15 protein-coding genes and 1 rRNA gene are annotated in these 16,085 nt (G+C 39.9%); 15 read left to right on the plus strand and 1 reads right to left on the minus strand.

Annotated features, from left to right (window positions below):
• The 12 genes from rrf to rsmI all read left to right on the plus strand — a co-directional run.
• Window positions 1-97, plus strand: a 5S ribosomal RNA gene (rrf, locus tag FQ085_RS17505); the annotation flags it as partial.
• A gap of 148 nt (window positions 98-245) precedes the next feature.
• Window positions 246-1,688, plus strand: coding sequence for an aminotransferase class I/II-fold pyridoxal phosphate-dependent enzyme (locus FQ085_RS17510; RefSeq protein WP_149457260.1), 1,443 nt, complete (start codon window positions 246-248; stop codon window positions 1,686-1,688).
• 50 nt (window positions 1,689-1,738) lie between these two features.
• Window positions 1,739-3,265 (plus strand): exopolyphosphatase, encoded by a 1,527-nt coding sequence (ppx, locus tag FQ085_RS17515; RefSeq protein ID WP_058386803.1) that lies wholly within the window; start codon window positions 1,739-1,741, stop codon window positions 3,263-3,265.
• 77 nt (window positions 3,266-3,342) lie between these two features.
• A complete protein-coding gene (locus tag FQ085_RS17520; RefSeq protein ID WP_058386802.1) occupies window positions 3,343-5,454 on the plus strand; it encodes an RNA degradosome polyphosphate kinase in 2,112 nt (703 codons plus the stop codon).
• 121 nt (window positions 5,455-5,575) lie between these two features.
• Complete coding sequence (tmk, locus tag FQ085_RS17525) at window positions 5,576-6,226, plus strand: dTMP kinase (RefSeq protein WP_058386801.1); 651 nt, start codon at window positions 5,576-5,578, stop codon at window positions 6,224-6,226.
• Between the two features lie 101 nt (window positions 6,227-6,327).
• Window positions 6,328-6,657, plus strand: a complete 330-nt coding sequence (locus tag FQ085_RS17530; protein WP_058386800.1) for a cyclic-di-AMP receptor — start codon at window positions 6,328-6,330, stop codon at window positions 6,655-6,657.
• Between the two features lie 94 nt (window positions 6,658-6,751).
• Entirely contained in the window at window positions 6,752-7,744 is a 993-nt protein-coding gene (gene holB, locus FQ085_RS17535; RefSeq protein WP_149457261.1) for a DNA polymerase III subunit delta', read from the plus strand.
• A 3-nt stretch (window positions 7,745-7,747) separates the two neighbouring features.
• A complete protein-coding gene (locus FQ085_RS17540) occupies window positions 7,748-8,560 on the plus strand; it encodes a PSP1 domain-containing protein (RefSeq protein ID WP_149457262.1) in 813 nt (270 codons plus the stop codon).
• 10 nt (window positions 8,561-8,570) lie between these two features.
• The gene (yabA, locus tag FQ085_RS17545) at window positions 8,571-8,930 is read left to right on the plus strand and encodes a DNA replication initiation control protein YabA (RefSeq protein ID WP_008433090.1); all 360 of its coding nucleotides are present in this window, start codon (window positions 8,571-8,573) and stop codon (window positions 8,928-8,930) included.
• Between the two features lie 86 nt (window positions 8,931-9,016).
• Window positions 9,017-9,754 carry a tRNA1(Val) (adenine(37)-N6)-methyltransferase gene (locus FQ085_RS17550; protein ID WP_058386797.1) on the plus strand — a complete coding sequence of 246 codons (738 nt, stop codon included), beginning with the start codon at window positions 9,017-9,019 and terminating at the stop codon, window positions 9,752-9,754.
• A complete protein-coding gene (locus FQ085_RS17555) occupies window positions 9,741-10,010 on the plus strand; it encodes a GIY-YIG nuclease family protein (protein WP_058386796.1) in 270 nt (89 codons plus the stop codon). Before FQ085_RS17550 ends, FQ085_RS17555 begins: the two co-directional genes overlap by 14 nt.
• A complete protein-coding gene (gene rsmI, locus FQ085_RS17560; protein ID WP_058386795.1) occupies window positions 10,007-10,876 on the plus strand; it encodes a 16S rRNA (cytidine(1402)-2'-O)-methyltransferase in 870 nt (289 codons plus the stop codon). Before FQ085_RS17555 ends, rsmI begins: the two co-directional genes overlap by 4 nt.
• A gap of 238 nt (window positions 10,877-11,114) precedes the next feature.
• On the opposite strand, the gene abrB is transcribed toward rsmI, so the two are convergent.
• Window positions 11,115-11,399 carry a transition state genes transcriptional regulator AbrB gene (gene abrB, locus FQ085_RS17565; RefSeq protein ID WP_269465414.1) on the minus strand — a complete coding sequence of 95 codons (285 nt, stop codon included), beginning with the start codon at window positions 11,397-11,399 and terminating at the stop codon, window positions 11,115-11,117.
• Window positions 11,400-11,727: 328 nt separating this feature from the next.
• On the opposite strand from abrB, the gene metG reads away from it, so the two are divergent.
• The 3 genes from metG to FQ085_RS17580 all read left to right on the plus strand — a co-directional run bounded on the left by metG (window position 11,728) and on the right by FQ085_RS17580 (window position 16,067).
• On the plus strand, window positions 11,728-13,683 hold the full coding sequence (metG, locus tag FQ085_RS17570; protein ID WP_071153224.1) for a methionine--tRNA ligase: 1,956 nt from the start codon (window positions 11,728-11,730) through the stop codon (window positions 13,681-13,683).
• A gap of 201 nt (window positions 13,684-13,884) precedes the next feature.
• Window positions 13,885-14,652, plus strand: coding sequence for a TatD family hydrolase (locus FQ085_RS17575; RefSeq protein WP_058386792.1), 768 nt, complete (start codon window positions 13,885-13,887; stop codon window positions 14,650-14,652).
• 86 nt (window positions 14,653-14,738) lie between these two features.
• Window positions 14,739-16,067: a resuscitation-promoting factor gene (locus tag FQ085_RS17580; protein ID WP_149457263.1), complete on the plus strand. Its 1,329-nt coding sequence runs from the start codon at window positions 14,739-14,741 to the stop codon at window positions 16,065-16,067.
• The last annotated feature ends 18 nt before the right edge of the window (window positions 16,068-16,085 follow it).

Raw genomic sequence — 16,085 nt, forward strand, 5'->3', positions numbered from 1 at the left:
AGGCCACACCCGTTCCCATCCCGAACACGGCAGTTAAGCTCTTTTGCGCTGATGGTAGTTGGGGGTTTCCCCCTGTGAGAGTAAGACGTCGCTGGGCACATGAAAAAAGTCGTTACCGATTCCGGTAGCGGCTTTTTTGTATGGAAAAAATTAATAACATAGTTAGGCTATTCAGGCTCCGACTCACCGTTCTTGGCTGGAGTTGCTATAATGAAAGTAATTAATCAATGTGAGGATGAAAATTTATGACGCAACGACGCCCAATCGTAGATGCATTAATCCAATTTCAAAAAAGACAGCCTGTTTCTTTTCATGTACCCGGCCATAAGCATGGGATTTTATCAGGATTACCAGAAGAAATCCAATCAGCACTGTCCTACGACGTGACGGAACTGTCAGATTTGGATGATCTGCATTATCCACAAGGCATCATTCAAGAAGCGCAGCTTTTATTGGCGGAGGCTTATGGAGCGAAAAGGAGCTTCTTGTTGGTAAACGGCTCGACTGTAGGAAATTTGGCCATGGTTCATGCAGCGTGTGAAGAAGGGGATGTCGTTATTGTTCAGCGCAATTCGCATAAGTCCATTTTTCATGCACTAGAGCTTGCATGCGTGCGTCCAGTTTACGTTTCACCACAATGGGACGAAGAGTCTATGACGGCCGCTGCGGTCTCTCTTAACGCAATAGAATCAGCGCTAGAGGAATATCCGGAAGCAAAGGCAGTCGTGCTGACCTATCCCAATTACTACGGAATTGTATCCCGAGAGCTTGCTGCTATTATTTCTCTGTGCCACGAGAAAAACATTGCGGTTTTAGTAGACGAAGCGCACGGTGCTCATTTTCAAGTAGGATTACCGTTCCCGACTTCAGCTTTAGAATTAGGTGCAGATGTAGTAGTCCAGTCAGCGCATAAAACCTTGCCAGCGATGACAATGGGATCATTTTTGCATATGGGTAGTGACCGCATAAATGTAAAAAAAATTCAAAAATATTTGCGAATGTATCAATCAAGCAGTCCGTCTTATTTGATCCTGGCTTCTTTGGATGATGCACGCTCATATCTTCAAAACTATTCGCAACCGGATATCCGAATGTTTAATGAAAAGCGCGATCGCTTTCTTAGCAGCTTGCGTATGATTCCACATCTAACAGTGGTGGAGTCCGATGACCCATTGAAAATTATGATGCGAGTAGATCATCATAGTGGCTATCAATTAAAACAAAAACTAGAGCAAGTTGGAATCGAAGTGGAATTGGCTGATCTTTTTCAAGTGCTCCTAATTTTACCATTGTTAAAGCAGTGGCATACTTACCCGTTTGCAGAAATTCGTAGTCGTTTAAAAGAAGCTATATCAATGCTTGAAGATGAAGAAAGGCAAGAAACAAAATTAGGACTAACAAAATTCGTCGATGTAACGGTTCCGGAATTGTCTTTTGAAGAAATTGATGTGGCGGACCAAGAGTGGGTTTCGTATACACAAGTGATTGGTCGAATTGCTGCAGGTATGGTGATTCCATATCCACCCGGAATTCCACTCATAGTCGCTGGTGAAAAGTGGACATTGGCCAAAGTGGAAGAGTTGATGAATCATCTGGCTTCAAATGCGCAAATTCAAGGAGATCATCGTTTAGAGTCTAAGCAATTATCGGTACTTCAACAAGGAGATCCAGTAATAAGTAAGGGATAGAGGGTATACTGTACTATCGTTTTAAATAGAGTAGGATGAGGGGGATTTTCATGGCTCAAGAAAAATACGCAATTATTGATATTGGTTCAAATACCATCCGACTTGTTATCTATACACGAGACAAAAGTGGTCGTTTTACTGAAAGTGAGAACGTGAAGGCCGTGGCTCGTCTCCGCAGCTACTTGAACGAAGAAAATATTTTAGAACAAGAAGGAATCGATATACTAATCAAGACCCTGAAAAGTTTTCAAGGAGTTACGCGCCATCATCAACTTGAAGCTATCAAATGTGTGGCTACAGCAGCAGTTCGTCAAGCAGTAAATCAAGATGACATTATAAAGGCAGTACAGAGCGAAACCGACTTTTCAATCCGTATCCTTTCTGAATTTGAAGAAGCGAATTATGGATACCTAGCAGTCGTCAACTCGACACCATTTACTAGTGGCATCACGGTAGATATCGGTGGAGGTAGTACAGAGATTACGTACTTTAAGAATCGCCAGCTGATTTACTTTTATAGTTTTCCATTTGGTGTGTTGTCCTTGAAAGAGCAATTTATTGAAGGGGATATGCCGACAAAAGAGGAATTGCGTGAGTTACGATCGTTTTTAAAAGAACAGTTTGATCAGTTAGAATGGCTAAATGACAAACGCTTACCGCTGATTGGAATTGGAGGAAGTGCTCGAAATTTAGCACAAATCCATCAGGAGCACATTGAATACCCATTTTCTGGCGTTCATCAATATGTCATGAGTAAAGACGATGTTGAGGACATTAACGAGTTGTTCAATTCTCTTGAGTTTTCGGAATTACAGCGACTAGAGGGATTATCAAAGGATCGTGCGGATATTATCATTCCAGCTGTAGAAGTATTTCGTTACTTAATGGAATTGATTGATACAAAGCAGTTTGCTCTTAGTAGAAAAGGGTTGCGAGATGGTGTTTTCTATGAAGAGACGACCAAGGGCTTCGATTTATCCGTATTCCCAAATGTCGTGGAAGAAAGTTTCCATGAGCTGGCTGTCGATTATGACATTAATTTAACACATGCATTTCATGTCAGCACGAGTGCAATGCTAATTTCAAAAGAGCTAGAGAAATTGGGCTTGTTATCGTTGGACGAGCAGGATGACAAACGCTTAAAGTTAAGCAGCGCCTTATATAATTTGGGCAGTTACATCGATTCAGAATCGAGTCACCAGCATACATTTTATCTATTGAGTAACAGGACCATTGATGGCTTGCTTCATAAAGAACGAGTCATTATCGCATTGATGGCTTCGTTTAAAAATCGAAATGTCTTTAAGCGCAATGTGGCTCTTTACGAAGAGTGGTTTACCAAAGATGAATTAGCCAAATACACGCTGCTCGGAGCTATTATTAAAGTGGCTTATAGTTTAAATGCGACGAAACGAGACATTGTGGAGACGATCGCAGTAGAAGAAAAAGATGACGTGCTTGTTTTTTCTGTTCACTGTCGTGAAGACTGGAAACCGGAGCAATACCAAGTAGAAAAACAGAAAAAGCATGTGGAAAAACAACTGAAAAAATCAGTAGAATTTAAATTTGATAGCTAATCAATCGTTTAAAGGTGAATCTCATTTTAGTACAAGGGATAGTCTGAATAAAATATAAGTAAAAAGGAGATTCAAAATTGGAGACGCAGAAAAAAAAGAACGTCGAACTCAAAAATCCGGCTTATTATAATAATCGTGAGTTGAGCTGGCTTGCTTTTAATGAACGTGTTCTACAAGAAGCATTCGATAAAAAAAATCCTTTACTTGAACGGCTTAAATTTTTGGCGATTTTCAGCTCTAATTTAGATGAATTTTTTATGGTTCGTGTAGCAGGTTTGCAGGATCAAGTGAAAGTTGGATTTACGAAGCCTGAAAATAAAGCTGGAATGACCCCTAAGCAACAACTAAATGAAATCGCAAAAAAGACTCATCAGCTTGTCGAGTTACAATATGAAGCTTTACAAAACACGTTATTGCCAAAGCTTCAAAAAGAGCATGTGGAATTTGTGAAAACAGCAGACTTAGACACCAATCAGTTGGACGAATTAGAACGATACTTTGAAGAATATATTTTTCCAGTACTGACGCCTATGGCCATCGATGCTTATCGAACTTTTCCAATGCTGTTGAACAAAAGCATCAACTTAGCGGTGAGGTTGGAAGACGAGGAAAAAAGAGACGAAGAAGGACAGAAAATTGCCATCGTTCAAGTTCCTGCTGTATTAGAACGATTTGTCCGTTTACAGTCAGAGAAAGGCAGTTTAAAATTTGTTTTGTTAGAAGACGTTATTAGTTTCTTTATTCGCAAGCTTTTTCATGGCTTTAAAGTAGTATCGGTATCGGTGTTTCGGATTACCCGTAATGCCGATATGACCATTCACGAAGAAGGCGCGCGCGACTTGCTGAAGGAAATTGAAGAGGAACTCCGTAAACGAAAATGGGGAGCGGCTGTCCGTCTGGAAATTCAACAACCTGGATTTGATGACGTTATTTTAGACTACTTGACAGACGAGTTAGAGGTCGATAAAAAAGATGTCTACTTCATTGAAGGTTTTTTAGATGTAACGGTTTTTTTCAACTTTTATAAACAGATGGCCCCTACTTGGGAGCAGTTGGTTTTTGAAGGAAAGGTATCGCAGCTGCCGGTAGGAATGGAAACTGGCAAACAAATTTTTCAGAAAATTAGCGAGCAAGACGTTTTTCTTCATCACCCATACGAATCCTTTGAGCCCGTCGTTCAATTTATTTCAGAAGCTGCAGATGATCCGAACGTACTGGCGATCAAACAAACTTTATACCGTGTTAGCGGAGATTCACCAGTTATCAAGGCATTAAAAAGAGCGGCAGAAAATGGCAAGCAAGTAACGGTGCTAGTAGAATTAAAAGCGCGTTTTGATGAGGAAAACAATGTGCAATGGGCAAAAGAGCTGGAGAAAGCAGGATGTCATGTTATTTACGGCATGACTCACTTGAAAACCCACAGTAAAATCACGCTAGTAGTCCGAAAAAAAGAAGATAAAATTGAACGCTTTGTTCATTTAGGTACGGGGAATTACAATGACCAAACGGCTAAAATCTATACTGATATGAGTTTGTTCACGTCGAAAAGACAGTTCGGAATTGATGCGACTAATTTTTTCAACTATTTGAGCGGCTATACGGAAAAACCTGAGTTCCATTATTTATCGGTAGCGCCTTTTACAATTCGTACAGACATTATTGACTTGATTGATGCTGAAATCCGCTTTCAAAAAAAGCATGGAACCGGTCGGATTATAGCGAAGATGAACTCATTGACAGACAAACTCATTATTATGAAACTGTATGAAGCATCGAATGCTGGAGTGAAGGTCGAGTTAATCGTCAGAGGAATTTGCTGTTTACGACCAGGTATTTCAGATGTCAGCGAAAATATTCAAGTACGAAGCATTGTAGGGAGCTTATTGGAACATAGCCGCATCTATTTTTTCAATCATAACGGCAAAGAAAAGACGTTTTTATCCTCAGCTGATATGATGACGCGGAATTTGAACAACCGTATCGAAATTTTGTTTCCAATAGTTGATGAAACGATTAAAAAACAAGTTAAAACCATACTTGAATTGGGACTTGCGGACAATGTTAAAGCGAGAAGGCAGGATGCGACTGGTGTATATCATTACGTATCACGAAAAAATGATGAGCCGGCAATAGATAGCCAAAAAGAGTTATTCCGAAGAGCTTATCAAGTGGCAGAAGATGAAGAATAAAGCTGTTGTTTAGTTATATCGTCATTACTGGTCACTATAAAAGGAGTACTTTTTCGTGTATAGTATAAAGAGCTCAAAACAGCAACTGAAGATTAATTTCATGAAATAAGGTGAATAGGAAATGAGTTATTTGATCAATCTGGAAGGCGGAGAGGGATCAGGCAAGTCGACGGTCTTAAAAATGCTAGCAGATGCACTAATAGAAAAAGGATTTTCCGTTGTCTGCACAAGAGAACCAGGAGGCATTGATATTGCCGAACAAATCCGTGAGGTCATTTTAAATCGACAAAACACTGCGATGGATGCGCGAACAGAAGCTTTGCTATATGCTGCAGCGAGAAGACAGCATTTAGTTGAAAAAATTATTCCCGCACTTGAAGCAGGAAGCATCGTTTTATGTGATCGTTACATCGATTCAAGTCTCGCGTACCAAGGCTATGCACGAGGAATCGGGATGGAAGAAATTTTTGCTATCAACAAATTCGCCATTGATGCGTACATGCCAGATTTAACTCTTTACTTTGACGTTAATCCGAAAGTAGGGATGGCCCGTATTGAAAAGGATGCACACCGGGAAATAAATCGACTAGATGTAGAGTCGATGAAGTTCCATTATAAAGTAAGAGAAGGTTACCTTTTGCTATTGAGTCAAAATCCAGAGCGTATTCGCTTGATCAATGCGGAAAATGAGCTAGAGAACGTTTTTTCAGATGCATTAGAAACAGCTATACGATTTATAGAAGAACGGCAAACGGCAGTTGATCCTTCTTGAGGAGCAGCTGTTTTTTTGTCAAACAGCTGTAAAGATGTACAGCGCGTAGCTTTGTTCATGTTATACTTATATAGAAGAAAGATAAAAAGGAGTGGATACTGATGAAACTCGTAGTAGCAGTTGTACAGGATCAAGACAGTAACCGATTATCCAATGCGTTAACAAAAAATGATTTCCGGGCTACAAAGCTTGCCAGTACAGGAGGGTTTTTGCGCTCAGGGAACACGACCTTTTTAATCGGTGTAGAAGATGATCTCATACCGAAGTTATTAGACTTGATTCGTGAAAATTGCCGATCACGCGAACAGATGGTAGCACCAGTGTCACCAATGGGCGGAAATGCTGACTCATATATTCCTTATCCAGTGGAAGTTGAAGTCGGAGGCGCAACTATTTTTGTCTTGCCGATCGAACAATTCCATCATTTTTAATCGATAAAAGACACGTGAATTTCCTAGCACCATAAATAATACCCGTGCTCCAATCGGAACACGGGATTTTTTACAAAGTCTGAAGGTGAAATTGATGCAAAAAACAACCGATGAATTTTTGGAAATGCAACCGGTAGTTATGAAACGACTACAAGGTGCTTATTCAAAAGAACGTCTAGCACATGCTTATCTATTCGAAGGGCCTGCAGGTTCAGGTAAAAAAGAGATTACTCATTTTTTCGTTAAGCTGCTGTTATGCGAAATACCTATTCAAAATGTTCCATGTGAAACATGTCGAAGTTGCCAACTTTATAATTCAGGCAATCATACAAATGTTGTTTTCATCGAACCAGATGGTCAAAACATTAAAATTGATCAAATTCGAGAATTGATTTTTAGATTGAATAAAACGGGCTTGAATACAGGTCGTAAAATATACGTAATTGAGCAGGCAGATCGGATGAATAATTCTTCTGCCAATGCTTTGCTGAAATTCTTGGAAGAACCAGAGTTTAACGTCACGGCAATTTTGTTGACGGAGCGACTGAATGCACTGATGAGTACAATCCGTTCTCGGTGTCAGTTAGTCTCGTTTCGTCCGTTGTCGCGACCAAAGTTAATGGAGAAGTTAATGGCTGAAGGAATGACTGAATCGATGGCTGCAACTGTCAGCATGCTAACACAAAGCGAAGAAGAAGCATTTACTTTAAGTCAGGATGAACAATTTGCACAAGCTAGAAAAACAGTGTTGAAACTAGTAGAAGTCGCTAGTATCAACGTTCATGAAGCTCTTTTAATGCTTCAGTCTGACTGGTTGCCATTATTTAAAGAAAAAGAAGATGCCGAAAGAGGTCTAGACATGTTATTATTTGCATATCGGGACATTGCTTCGGTAAAAGCAGGTCTTGAGACTGCACGCACATATCCAGACATGGAAGAAACTTGGAAGCAGATGGCTCTCCAACGCTCCTTTACGGTATTGTCCAGGCAGTTGCAGGCTATATTACAAGCCAAACAACAATTGCCGCGCAATATGAACCGGACGCTGTTGATGGAGCAGTTAATGCTGAATCTGCAGGAGGGGTAGCAATTGTATAATGTCATAGGTGTCCGCTTTAAGAAAGCGGGTAAAATATATTATTTCGATCCAGCTGAATTAGGGATTGAAAAAGACGATTACGTTATTGTCGAAACAGCACGAGGTGTAGAATACGGCAAAGTAGTGGTGCCAACGAAAACTGTTGGAGAAAACGATGTGGTTCTACCTTTAAAGCAAGTAGTAAGAATAGCGACTGAACGCGACCGCCAACAGGTGGAAGAAAATCGATTAGAAGCAAGTCGTGCTTTTGAACTGGGTACGGACAAAATCGAAGAGCATCGTTTAGACATGAAGCTAGTAGATGTCGAATATACCTTCGACCGCAATAAAGTCATTTTTTACTTTACAGCAGAGGGACGCGTGGATTTCCGGAACTTGGTCAAAGACTTGGCTTCCATTTTCCGTACACGCATCGAACTTCGCCAAATCGGCGTTCGTGATGAAGCGAAAATGCTTGGTGGTATCGGTCCTTGTGGTCGTATGCTTTGTTGTTCGACGTTCTTAGGTGATTTTGAACCAGTATCCATTAAAATGGCGAAAGATCAAAATCTATCGTTGAATCCTTCTAAAATCTCAGGCTTATGTGGCCGTTTGATGTGCTGCTTAAAATATGAGAACGATGAATACGAAACAGCGAAAAAAGAAATGCCAGACGTTGGTACACGAGTAACCACACCAGATGGCGATGGTCGTGTTGTTGGCATGAATATTTTAGAACGAGTGTTAAAAGTTCGTTTAACTGAGCAGGAACAAACACTTGAATATACATTAGATGAGATAATGGGCCAAGGAACGAGAGCGTGAGGTGGTTTAAGTGAAGGAAAAGAATTTTTTGGATACGGTTATGGAGTTTGAACAACAACTTCAATCCATGCAAGAGCAATTCAGCGAATTAAAAGCAGTCGTAGCTCGGACGATGGAAGAACATCATGCGCTGCAATTGGAAAATCATCATTTGCGTTCACGCTTAGATGAATTTCATAAAGCAGTACCTGAAGTAGCAGCTGTAGATCCTGTAAAATTAAAAAAAGCTGTTATGGACATCGGTGAAGGTTACGATAACTTAGCGCGTTTGTATCATGAAGGCTATCATGTCTGTAATGTACATTTCGGCAGTTCCCGAAAAGGTGACGATTGCCTGTTTTGTTTGTCATTCTTGAACAAGCAAAACTAAAAAGAACGTATTATCCAAATTTTAAAGAGAAAGGCTTCCGACACTCCGTGTGGCGGCAGCCTTTTGTTATGCTAGGAGTTGAATAAATGTTAGTGGATGATGAACGACTTGATTATTTATTAGCGGAAGACTTACGGATTATTCAAAGTCCATCGGTGTTTTCGTTTTCGTTAGACGCTGTTTTATTGGCGCGATTTGCTTATGTTCCGTTAAAACGAGGCACAATTGTAGATTTGTGTACAGGCAATGGGGCAATTCCTTTGTTTCTGAGCGCCCGTACAGAATCTCGGATTATTGGTGTGGAACTGCAAGAGCGCCTCGTTCATATGGCACGCCGCAGTGTCGCTTACAACGAGTTAGAAAGTCAGATTGATATTATTGAAGGCGACGTTAAAGATATGCCAAAACAATTAGGGTTTGAAAAATACGATGTCGTGACGTGTAACCCTCCTTATTTTCCAGCACACGAAATGAGTGATAAAAACATCAGTGAGCATATGGCAATTGCACGGCACGAACTATATCTAACATTAGATGAAGCCATTTTATCAGCGAGCCAATTGCTCAAGCAAGGCGGAAAAGCAGCATTTGTTCACCGTTCAGGCAGATTGATTGATTTGATTTCGGCAATGCGGGCAAATCGCTTAGAACCAAAACGGATTCGACTGGTCTATCCAAAAGCCGGCAAAGAAGCCAATACCCTCTTAATTGAAGGAATCAAAGATGGCAAGCCGGATTTGAAAATCTTGCCACCGCTTATTGTTTACGGAGAAGACGGGGAATACACTGAAGAAGTGCGTGAGTTATTGTATGGCGACAAATAAGCATTTTTTTTACGTTTTAGAATGTGCAGATCAATCGTACTATGCAGGTTATACTAATGATCTTGAAAAGCGACTAGCTGCACACAATGCTGGAAAAGGTGCAAAGTACACACGTGCTAAAGGACCGTCGAAGCTGATTTATCATGAATGCTTTGAGACAAAACAAGAGGCAATGAAAGCAGAATATGCCTTTAAGCAATTAACTAAAGGTAAAAAAATTCGTTATATTGCTGAAGAGAAGGAGAGCGGCAAATGAAATCTCAAAAAAGTTTTCAGCACAAAGAAGCAACACTGTATCTAGTAGCAACGCCTATTGGCAATCTAGAAGACATGACGATGCGCGCATTACGTATTTTAAAAGAAGTCGACATTATTGCAGCAGAAGATACGCGTAACACCAAAAACCTCTGCAATTACTTTGATATCCAAACAAAATTAGTTAGTTACCACGAGCATAATCAAGAAAGTGGCGGTTTTAAAATATTGTCTTATTTAGAACAAGGCAAATCTGTGGCGTTAGTTAGTGATGCAGGTATGCCCTGTATATCGGACCCAGGCGAAGATATTGTGAAACGAGCAGTTGCAGATGGCTTCCCTGTAGTGCCAATCCCAGGAGCCAATGCAGCACTCAGTGCGTTAATCGCTTCTGGAATTTCACCACAGCCGTTTTTATTTTACGGGTTCTTGTCACGCAATAAAAAGGATCGGCTAACTGAGCTGGAAGTACTAAGCCAAAAAGAAGAAACGCTTATTTTTTACGAAGCGCCGCACCGATTAAAAGAAAGCTTGAAAAGCATGCAAAAAGCAGTAGGTAACGAACGAAAAATTGTCTTGGCACGAGAAGTAACCAAGAAATTCGAAGAGTTTATAAGAGGCACAGTTGGAGAAGCTATTACATGGGCAGAAGAAAACGAAATTCGTGGTGAATTTTGTTTAGTCCTTGAAGGGAATGCCGACCCGGATCCTGTAGAAAACGTCAAATGGTGGGAAAACTTGTCCATTGAAGAACATGTTGATCAGTTGATGGAAACCAAAAGCCTGACATCGAAAGAAGCAATCAAAGAAGCAGCCATCGAGCGCCAATTATCAAAAAGAGAAGTATACCAGGCCTATCATACTTAGAAAAGCGCAAGCACCCATGTAGCTCTGCCGGGCGTAAGCCAGTCTGGCGAAGTGGCGTATTTTCAGCCGCACAGTCAGAATGGCTTACGACCCAAAGAGCTGGGTGCTGGAGTCTGGACAAAGAAAAGCGCAAGCACCCATGTAGCTCTGCGGGGCGTAAGCCAGTCTGGCGAAGTGCAAATACTTTCTATTTAGCAAATAAAAAACCGGATGCGCGGGCATCCGGTTTTTTTGAATATTACTTGTTTAAGTTGTTTTGAATTTCTTTTACTAACATTTCAGCGCCTTCAGAGCTTAAGATCAATTTACCGCCAACTAATTTCATGTTTTCGTCTGATACTTCGCCTGTCACTGCACACGTCATGTTGGGTAAATACTTTTTCAAGATAATCTTGTCGTCATCTACATATATTTCCAATGCGTCTTTCTCAGCGATTCCTAGAGTACGACGCAATTCGATTGGAATTACCACACGTCCTAACTCATCTACTTTACGAACAATACCTGTTGATTTCATAATAATAGTCCTCCTTTTAGTTTGTCAGTTAGATTCGTCAAAATTCGACATTTTCCACTTCTTGTAATAAATCATACCAACTACTGTCAATTAGGTCAATAAAAAACTATCGAAAAGATAATAAAAATTTATATTTAGTATTAATTTCATCTAGATTAGTTGAAAAAACGCTATTAATTAGACAAAGTAGCCCCAAAAGTAAAAAATTCCATTATAGACATGTTTAGTAACATGAAAACTTTACTTAAAAATGACTTTGTCGAATTGAAAGATTGTACAAAATTAGGGACTTGGTTAAAATAAGAACTATACAAAAAAACTGGAGGAATTTTTCGTGACTGCTAACAACACATTTTATTTGACTACACCGATTTATTACCCAAGCGGAAAATTTCACATTGGAACGGCGTATACGACAGTCGCTTCTGATGCCATGGCTCGCTATAAGCGATTGCGTGGATTTGATGTTCGATTTTTAACTGGAATGGATGAGCATGGTCAAAAAATCGAAGAAAAAGCGATAGAAGCAGGAAAAGCACCACAAGAGTTTGTGGATGAGATGGCAGAAGCTGCGAAACACGTTTGGTCGGTTATGGATATCACATACGATGATTTTATTCGCACGACAGAAAATCGCCATAAAGAAGGCGTGGAACGAATTTTTAAAACATTCCTCGACAACGGCGATATTTATAAAGGTCAGTATGAAGGCTGGTATTGTACACCTTGTGAATCGTTCTTCACGGAAAATCAGTTAGAAAACGGCAATTGTCCAGACTGTGGACGTCCGGTTCACAAAGTAAAAGAAGAATCGTATTTCTTTAATATGAAAAAATACGCTGCACGTCTTCTTGACTACTACGAAAACAATGTTGAATTTATTGAACCAGAATCGCGTAAAAACGAAATGATCAATAACTTCATCAAACCGGGATTAGAAGATTTATCGGTTTCACGAACTTCTTTTGACTGGGGCATTCCGGTTCCTGGGGATCCGAAGCACGTTATTTATGTGTGGGTCGATGCTTTGTCGAATTACATTACGTCGCTTGGCTACGGTTCAAAAGACGATAGCTTATTTAATAAGTATTGGCCAGCTGATGTTCATGTAGTAGGGAAAGATATTGTTCGTTTCCACACGATTTATTGGCCGATTTTCTTAATGGCTTTAGATTTGCCATTGCCGAAAAAAGTTTTCGCACACGGTTTTATTATGATGAAAGACGGTAAAATGTCGAAATCCAAAGGCAATGTCGTCTATCCAGAAATGCTTGTTGAGCGCTATGGATTAGACGCCACACGTTATTTCCTTTTACGTGAATTGCCATTCGGTTCTGATGGTGTCTTTTCACCAGAATCCTTTATTGAACGAACCAATTATGATTTGGCGAATGACCTCGGGAATTTATTGAATCGTACCGTATCCATGATCAATAAATACTGCGATGGTGCTGTGCCACAAATCAATGGTTTGCAGACGGAATTTGATGCACCGTTACAACAAGTAGCTGAACAGACGGTAAAAGTCTATGAGCAGCATATGGAAAGAATGCAGTTTAGTATTGTGTTGAGCGAAGTATGGACATTGATTTCGAGAACCAATAAGTATATTGATGAAACACAGCCGTGGGTATTGGCAAAAGATGAAAGCGCAAAAGAACAATTGGATTCAGTTATGGCTCATTTAGCAGAAAGTCTTCGCATGACTGCGGTTATGTTACAGCCGTTCTTGCCAAATGCACCTAAACAAATTATTGAACAGTTAGGCTTAACGGAAGACTATTTGACGTGGGATAGCTTACAAGGCTTTGGTAAAATTCCAGCTGGCATTCAAGTAGTGTCAAAAGGAACGCCAATCTTTCCCCGTCTTGAAGTAGAACCAGAAGTAGCTTATATTCGTGAACAAATGCGCGGTTCAGTAGTACCTGTTGCAGAAGAGCCGGCAATCGTGGAAGTTCCAGATGTACCAGAAATTGCGATTGAGGATTTTGCAAAAGTCGATTTACGTGTAGCGACTGTTACAAATTGTGAAGCTGTACCAAAAACTTCTAAGTTATTAAAGTTGCAGCTAGATATGGGTTACGAGCAGCGACAAGTGGTTTCAGGAATTGCAGAGCACTATAAACCAACAGATTTAATCGGAAAAAAAGTGGTCGTCGTAGCAAACTTAAAACCTGTAAAATTACGTGGTGAACTGTCCCAAGGAATGATTCTTGCTGGTGAGAAAGATGGATATTTAACTTTGGCATCGGTTGCAGAGCAGCTTCCAAACGGCTCAAAAATCAAATAAGACTACTAAAAAAGACCTGTTTTGACCCACTTTCACCGGTGGGTCTTTTTTTGGTTTTGTAGTGTTTTTTACCTAATATTACAGAGAAATAAATGATTTTGACACTAAACTAACATGTTTTGTTACTCAATTGTAATGTTGTTGTGAAGAAAGACACGGGAAGAACCATTAGAATAAAGCTTAATGTGAGGAGAATGATTGATGTTTATCGATACCCATGTACATTTAAATGCAGATCAATATGATGAGGACCTGGTACAAGTCATTGAGCGCGCACAAGAAAACCATGTGGAGAAAATGGTAGTCATCGGCTTCGACCGAAAAACGATCGAACGAGCCATAGAATTGGCCGAAACCTATGAATTCATCTTCGCAGTAGTTGGTTGGCACCCCGTTGATGCCATCGACTGTACTGAGGAAGACTTGGAATGGATTGAAGAGCTTGCAGCTCACCCGAAAGTAGTGGGAATCGGGGAAACCGGATTGGATTACTACTGGGATAAATCACCGAAAGAAGTACAACAGGAAGTTTTTCGTAAGCAGATTCGGTTGGCTAAAAAAGTAGAGCTACCGATTATTATTCATAACCGAGAAGCAACTGAAGACGTTTTGAGAATTCTCAGAGAAGAAAATGCAAAAGAAATTGGCGGTGTCATGCATTGTTTTAGTGGCAGTGTAGAAACAGCCCGTGAAAGTATAGAAATGAACTTTATGATTTCTCTTGGAGGACCAGTAACATTCAAAAATGCTAAAAAACCAAAAGAAGTCGCTGAATTAATTTCACTTGATCATTTAATGATTGAAACAGACGCCCCGTATTTGGCGCCACATCCACATCGTGGAAAACGAAATGAACCTTCTTATGTGCCGCTAGTGGCAGGAGAAATTGCACGATTAAAAGGAATTTCAATAGAAGAAGTAGCAAAAGCTACAACTGAGAACGCTAAAAGGTTCTACAAATTTTCTTAAAAAAAGATAAATGATGAAATTAGTATCTGTTGATAGCTTAAACGTGAATCTATATAATCACTCAGGTGAAGAAGGAGGAGTTATTTTTGTCAAACAAAACAAGTAATACCTATTCAACAAAATTATTCAAAGGTAAATCATTGGCGGTAACAATTGCAACTGTGTTGTTGTTCGCGGCGGTTTTAACTTTTGCTATATACGAAGGAACAAAAAATACAGTAACGGTAACAGCAAACGGTGAAAAAGAAGAAGTAAGAACACATGCAGAAACAGTAGGTGCCTTTTTAAAAGAACAAGACATCAAAACTGGAGAACATGATTTCGTTAGTCATTCAGCGGAAACAGTTATTAACAAAGACATGGCTGTTGAATGGGATGCAGCAGAACAATATGCTGTGACAGTTGATGGGAAATCAACCTCAGCTTGGACGACTAAAAACACGGTATCAGAAATTTTGGAAACAGCTAAAATTGAACTAACTAAACACGATAAAGTAACACCAGCGTTAGATGAACAAGTAAATGAGGATACAAAAATCTCAGTTGAAAAAGCATATGAAGTTACGATTCAAGACGGTGTTGAAGAAAAGAAAGTATGGTCAACTTCAACAACAGTGGCTAATCTCTTAAAAGAAAATCAAGTTACTTTAGGTAAACTAGATCGTGTTGAAAGCGAAATGGACGAATTGGTTTTACCGAATTCTGAAGTCAAAGTAGTTCGTGTTGAAAAGCTAACTGACGTAGTCGAAGGTTCTGTAAAATATGCAGTCGAAACTAAAAAAGACGAAACACTTCTTAAAGGCAGTGAAAAAATCGTTCAAAAAGGTAAAAATGGCGTAGTCAAAAAAACGTATGAAGTAGTAAAAGAAAATGGCAAAGAAGTAAAGCGCGACCTTAAAACAGAAAAAGTTGTTACAGAGCCAACGAAACAAGTAACAGCTGTTGGAACAAAAACGATGGTTGCTAGCGTTTCACGTGGTACTCAACAAAAAACAACACCTGTACAGCAAAAACAACAAGTAACGCCTCAAAAAGCGGTGGCTAAAACAGCTTCAACAGAAAAAGCAGCGCCTACTAAAACAGTAGCTGAAAAAGCAACACCTGTTCAAGCAGAGCCAGCTGACGGAAAAGAATTTTATGTATCTGCGACAGCCTACACAGCTAGCTGCACAGGATGTTCAGGAATTACTGCTACAGGCATAAACTTAAAAACGAATCCAGGCCTAAAAGTAATTGCAGTAGATCCTAGTGTGATTCCATTAGGTTCTAAAGTATGGGTTGAAGGATACGGTAATGCGATTGCAGGCGATACAGGCGGAGCAATCAAAGGAAATAAAATTGATTTATTTATGGCTAATAAATCTGATGCTTTGTCATTCGGACGCAAGCAAGTAAAGGTTAGAATTCTGAACTAATCGATTGTTAGTTTAACT

It is taken from the genome of Planococcus sp. ANT_H30, assembly GCF_008369335.1.
Taxonomy (GTDB): Bacteria; Bacillota; Bacilli; order Bacillales_A; family Planococcaceae; genus Planococcus; species Planococcus kocurii.

Bases quoted from the DNA above. Each gene is read 5' to 3' on its own strand.
- rsmI (WP_058386795.1), top strand. From the start codon at position 10,007: ATGAAATCTCAAAAAAGTTTTCAGCACAAAGAAGCAACACTGTATCTA.
- FQ085_RS17555 (WP_058386796.1), top strand. From the start codon at position 9,741: ATGGCGACAAATAAGCATTTTTTTTACGTTTTAGAATGTGCAGATCAA.
- FQ085_RS17530 (WP_058386800.1), top strand. From the start codon at position 6,328: ATGAAACTCGTAGTAGCAGTTGTACAGGATCAAGACAGTAACCGATTA.
- ppx (WP_058386803.1), top strand. From the start codon at position 1,739: ATGGCTCAAGAAAAATACGCAATTATTGATATTGGTTCAAATACCATC.
- FQ085_RS17510 (WP_149457260.1), top strand. From the start codon at position 246: ATGACGCAACGACGCCCAATCGTAGATGCATTAATCCAATTTCAAAAA.
- FQ085_RS17575 (WP_058386792.1), top strand. From the start codon at position 13,885: ATGTTTATCGATACCCATGTACATTTAAATGCAGATCAATATGATGAG.
- holB (WP_149457261.1), top strand. From the start codon at position 6,752: ATGCAAAAAACAACCGATGAATTTTTGGAAATGCAACCGGTAGTTATG.
- tmk (WP_058386801.1), top strand. From the start codon at position 5,576: ATGAGTTATTTGATCAATCTGGAAGGCGGAGAGGGATCAGGCAAGTCG.
- FQ085_RS17550 (WP_058386797.1), top strand. From the start codon at position 9,017: ATGTTAGTGGATGATGAACGACTTGATTATTTATTAGCGGAAGACTTA.